Source organism: Streptomyces sp. NPDC033131 (assembly GCF_055578365.1).
The window spans coordinates 1-5,156 of sequence record NZ_JBVIPA010000100.1 but is presented as its reverse complement, the minus strand read 5'-3'; the positions used below and the strand labels follow the sequence as shown (position 1 = coordinate 5,156).

General features: G+C 69.6%; 4 protein-coding genes. All 4 read left to right on the top strand.

Annotated features, from left to right (window positions below; all coding sequences use genetic code 11):
* On the top strand, positions 1-834 hold an 834-nt coding region (nuoE, locus tag ACZ5XS_RS45550; protein WP_468661609.1), incomplete at its 5' end, for an NADH-quinone oxidoreductase subunit NuoE.
* Positions 831-2,225 carry an NADH-quinone oxidoreductase subunit NuoF gene (nuoF, locus tag ACZ5XS_RS45545; protein WP_468661608.1) on the top strand — a complete coding sequence of 465 codons (1,395 nt, stop codon included), beginning with the start codon at positions 831-833 and terminating at the stop codon, positions 2,223-2,225. The genes nuoE and nuoF, both read left to right, overlap by 4 nt.
* The gene (locus ACZ5XS_RS45540) at positions 2,222-4,750 is read left to right on the top strand and encodes an NADH-quinone oxidoreductase subunit G (RefSeq protein ID WP_468661607.1); all 2,529 of its coding nucleotides are present in this window, start codon (positions 2,222-2,224) and stop codon (positions 4,748-4,750) included. The genes nuoF and ACZ5XS_RS45540 overlap by 4 nt, the downstream gene beginning before the upstream one ends.
* A partial coding sequence (locus ACZ5XS_RS45535) for an NADH-quinone oxidoreductase subunit H (RefSeq protein ID WP_468661606.1) occupies positions 4,747-5,156 on the top strand: 410 nt, incomplete at its 3' end. The genes ACZ5XS_RS45540 and ACZ5XS_RS45535, both read left to right, overlap by 4 nt.

The window sequence follows — 5,156 nt, the reverse complement described above, 5'->3', positions numbered from 1 at the left end:
GTCAGCCTGGGCATGCCCCAACTGCCCGCGCCCGCGTACCCGGACGACGTCCGAGCAAGGCTGGAGACGGACGCGCGCGAGATCATCGCCCGCTACCCGGACTCCCGCTCGGCCCTGCTGCCGCTGCTGCATCTCGTGCAGTCGGAGGAAGGCCATGTCACGCGCACCGGGATGAAGTTCTGCGCGGACGTGCTGAACCTGACCACGGCCGAGGTGACCGCGGTCGCCACCTTCTACAGCATGTACCGGCGCCGGCCGAGCGGTGACTACCAGGTCGGCGTCTGCACGAACACGCTGTGCGCGGTGATGGGCGGCGACGCGATCTTCGAGTCCCTCCAGGAGCACCTGGGCGTCGGAAACGGCGGGACCACCGAGGACGGCAAGGTCACCCTGGAGCACATCGAGTGCAACGCGGCCTGCGACTTCGCGCCCGTCGTGATGGTCAACTGGGAGTTCTTCGACAACCAGACCGTCGACAGCGCCAAACGCCTCGTCGACGACCTGCGCGAGGGAGCCGAGGTCGAGCCCACGCGCGGGGCGCCGCTGTGCACCTTCAAGGAGACCGCGCGGATCCTGGCCGGCTTCCCCGACGAGCGGCCCGGGGCCGTCGAGGCGACTGGAAGCGCGGGCCCCGCCTCACTGACCGGGCTCCGGCTGGCCAAGGGCGACAGGCCCGCGCGCGTGGTGCACCCCAGGGGCGGTGGCGCCCCCAAGGGCACGCCGCCGCACGAGCCGTCACCCACCCAACACCTCAGCTCGCACGACGCGCCGCAGGACACATCGGCTTCCGACCCGTCCCACCCGGCGGGCCCGGTCTTCGAGGAGGGGGAGTGATGACCTTGGCACCGGAGATCAATGAGACCAGCCCGCAGAAGCTGCTCGCACCCGTGCTGTCGGCCTTCTGGGACGAGGACAGGGCCTGGTCGCTCGACGTCTACCGGAGACACGAGGGCTACGAGGGACTGCGCAAGGCGCTGGCCATGTCTCCGGACGAGGTCATCGCGTACGTCAAGGAGTCCGGGCTGCGCGGCCGGGGCGGCGCGGGATTCCCGACCGGAATGAAGTGGCAGTTCATCCCCCAGGGGGACGGCAAGCCGCACTATCTGGTGGTCAACGCCGACGAATCGGAACCCGGAACGTGCAAGGACATTCCGCTCCTCTTCGCGAACCCGCACAGCCTCGTCGAAGGCATGATCATCGCGTGCTACGCCATCCGCTCCTCGCACGCCTTCATCTACCTGCGGGGTGAAGTCGTCCCCGTCCTGCGGCGGTTGCACGAGGCCGTCCGTGAGGCCTACGAGGCCGGCTTCCTCGGCGAGAACATCCTGGGCAGCGGACTCGACCTCGACATCACCGTGCACGCGGGCGCGGGCGCGTACATCTGCGGTGAGGAGACCGCACTGCTCGACTCGCTCGAGGGCCGCCGTGGTCAGCCGCGACTGCGTCCTCCCTTCCCCGCTGTCGCGGGCCTCTACGCGTGCCCCACTGTCGTGAACAACGTCGAGTCGATCGCGTCGGTTCCCGCGATTCTGAACAAGGGCAAGGAATGGTTCCGGTCGATGGGCAGCGAGAAGTCTCCGGGCTTCACGCTTTACTCGCTCAGCGGCCATGTCACCAGTCCCGGTCAGTACGAGGCACCGCTCGGCATCACACTCCGTCAGCTCCTCGAGATGAGCGGCGGCATGCGCGCCGGGCACCGGCTCAAGTTCTGGACCCCCGGCGGGTCCTCGACGCCGATGTTCACCGAAGAGCACCTCGACGTCCCTCTTGACTACGAAGGAGTGGGCGCCGCGGGTTCCATGCTCGGCACAAAAGCTCTGCAGTGCTTCGACGAGACGACCTGCGTCGTGCGAGCCGTGACCCGCTGGACCGAGTTCTACGCCCACGAGTCCTGCGGCAAGTGCACCCCGTGCCGCGAAGGGACGTACTGGCTCGTGCAGTTGCTGCGTGACATCGAGGCCGGCAAGGGCGTCATGAGCGACCTCGACAAGCTGAACGACATCGCCGACAACATCAACGGCAAGTCCTTCTGCGCCCTCGGCGACGGCGCCGCCTCGCCGATCTTCTCCTCCCTCAAGTACTTCCGCGCGGAGTACGAAGACCACATCGCTGGCCGGGGCTGCCCCTTCGACCCGGCCAAGTCGACCGCCTGGGCCGACCGGCACCGGGCCAGGCGGTCGTCCGTCCGTCTTCCCGCCCAGCAGAAGGCAGGGCTGGCTCCATGACTGTCGCGACCGGCAATCCCTCCGGGGCGGTTCCCGCCCCGCCGCCGCACGACCTCGTCAAGGTCACCATCGACGGGATCGAACTCCAGGTGCCCAGGGGAACCCTGGTCATCCGAGCTGCCGAGATGATCGGCATTCAGATCCCCAGGTTCTGTGACCACCCGCTGCTCGACCCGGCCGGCGCCTGCCGCCAATGCGTCGTCGAGGTAGAGGGCCAGCGTAAGCCGTTGGCCTCGTGCGCGACCACGGTGAGCGAGGGGATGGTCGTGAGGACCCAACTGACCTCGCCCGTCACTGACAAGGCCCAGCGCGGGGTGATGGAGCTGCTGCTCATCAACCACCCGCTGGACTGCCCGGTCTGCGACAAGGGCGGCGAGTGCCCCCTGCAGAACCAGGCCATGTCACACGGCCACTCCGAGTCCCGCTTCGACGGAGTCAAGCGGACCTTCCCCAAACCGATCAATATCTCGACCCAGGTACTTCTGGACAGCGAGCGGTGCGTGCTGTGCGCCCGCTGCACCCGCTTCTCCAACCAGATCGCCGGCGACCCCTTCATTGATCTCATGGAGCGTGGCGCGCTGCAGCGAGTGGGCACCGGCGAGGGCGGACAGTTCCAGTCGTACTTCTCCGGCAACACCATTCAGATCTGCCCGGTTGGCGCGCTGACGTCCGCTGCGTACCGCTTCCGGGCACGTCCGTTCGACCTCACATCCTCGCCGAGCGTCTGCGAGCACTGCGCTGCGGGCTGTGCGATGCGCACCGACCACCGGCGCGGCAAGGTGCTGCGACGGCTCGCGGGCGACGACCCGGAAGTCAACGAGGAGTGGAACTGCGACAAGGGGCGCTTCGCGTTCCGCTACGCCCAACTGCCCGACCGGCTCACCACCCCTTTGGTACGGAACGCGCAGACCGGTGAGCTGGAGACAGCTAGCTGGCCCGAGGCGCTGCACACCGCGGCTGCCGGACTCGTCGCCGCGCGTGACCGGGCTGGCGGCAGCCAACCCGCTGGTGTGGGAGTCCTGGTCGGCGGCCGAGCCACCGTCGAGGACGCCTACGCCTACGCGAAGTTCGCCCGGGTGGCGCTCGGCACCAATGACGTCGACTTCCGGGTCCGCCCGCACAGCGGTGAGGAGGCCGACTTCCTGGCCGCCGCTGTCGCCGGGCGCGGCATCGACGTGGACGGCACCGGGCTGACCTACCGCGATCTGGAGGCCGCACCGGCTGTGCTGCTCGCGGGTTTCGAACCGGAGGAGGAGTCACCGATCGTCTTCCTGCGGCTGCGCAAGGCGGCGCGGAAGGGCCTGCAGGTCTTCTCCCTCACCACCCACACCTCCCGGGGACTGGCCAAACTCGGTGGCACGCTGCTGCCGACCGTGCCAGGCACCGAGGCCGACCGGCTGGACCAACTGGCCGGCAACGAGCCGCCGCCGGGGGAGGGCGCCCGGGCCGGCGAGCTGCTGCGATGCCCCGGCGCGGCGATTGTGGTCGGAGAGCGCCTTGCTACCGTGCCTGGGGCGCTCACCGCCGCTGTGCGACTCGCCGTGGCCACCGGGGCGCGGCTCTCCTGGATCCCCCGGCGCGCCGGCGAGCGGGGCGCGGTGGAGGCCGGAGCCTTGCCGGGGCTGCTGCCGGGCGGGCGACCCGACAGCGATCCTGACGCCCGCGCCGAGACCGAGGCTGTCTGGGGTGAGGGCTCCATCCCCGGCGGATATGGCCGCGACACCAGCCAGATACTGGCGGCTGCGGCGGGCGGCAACCTCGGGGCATTGCTGGTCGGGGGTGTGGAGACGGCGGACCTGCCGGACCCGGCCGCTGCCGAGAAGGCCATCGAACGGGTGCCGTTCCTGGTCAGCCTGGAGCTGAGGTCCTCCGCAGTCACCACCCGCGCCGATGTGGTGCTGCCGGTCGCGGCCGTTGCGGAGAAGGTCGGCAGCTTCCTCAACTGGGAAGGCCGCATACGGGCTTTCGAGGCGGCGGTCACGCCCGATCAGCTGACGCGGCGACCTCTGCCGTCCGATCTCAGGGTGCTCAGCATGTTGTCCGATGCCATGGACGCGTCCCTCGGCCTGCCCGACGTCGCATCTGCCCGTCGCGAGCTGGTTGCCCTCGGTCCATGGGCGGGGGAACGGCCGGACGTCCTTGACGATCCCCCCGAGGCGCTGCCCCGGCCAGGTGCAGGGCAGGCGATGTTGGCCGGCTGGCGGCAGCTGCTGGACAACGGCGTGCTGCAGGACGGCGACGACCACCTCGCAGGCACCCGTTCTCCCGCGTCGGTCAGGATGTCGCCCGTCACGGCCGCCGAGATCGGTGCGGTGGACGGCGGCGCGGTCACCGTGACCGGTCCTGCCGGGTCGCTCACCCTGCCGCTGGCCGCCACTCCCGACATGCCCGACCGTGTGGTCTGGGTCCCGCTCAACTCCACCGACGGCGGAGCCGCACGCACGCTCGGGGTGGGCCCCGGCCGCGTTGTCGACATCGCGTCGGCCGGCGTCGGCGCGGGCACCACCGTGGAGGAGTCCCGATGAACCGTCACCTCACAGTTCTGGCCGAACCCGGTGACCAACTCGACTTCTTCGGCCACGATCCGTGGTGGCTGGTGGTCGTCAAGGCGGTGTTCTGTTTCGCCTTCCTGATGCTGACCGTGCTGTTCTCCATCGTGTGGGAGCGCAAGGTCGTCGCCTGGATGCAGCTGCGCATCGGCCCCAACCGGCACGGCCCCTGGGGCATGCTCCAGTCGCTCGCCGACGGCATGAAGCTGATGCTGAAGGAAGACGTCATCGTCAAGCGCGCGGACAAGGTGGTCTACGTCCTCGCGCCGATCGTCGCGGCCATCCCGGCCTTCATGGCGATCGCGGTGATCCCCTTCGGCCCGGCCGGCAACGAGATCTCGATCTTCGGGCACCGCACCGCGATGCAGCTCACCGACCTGCC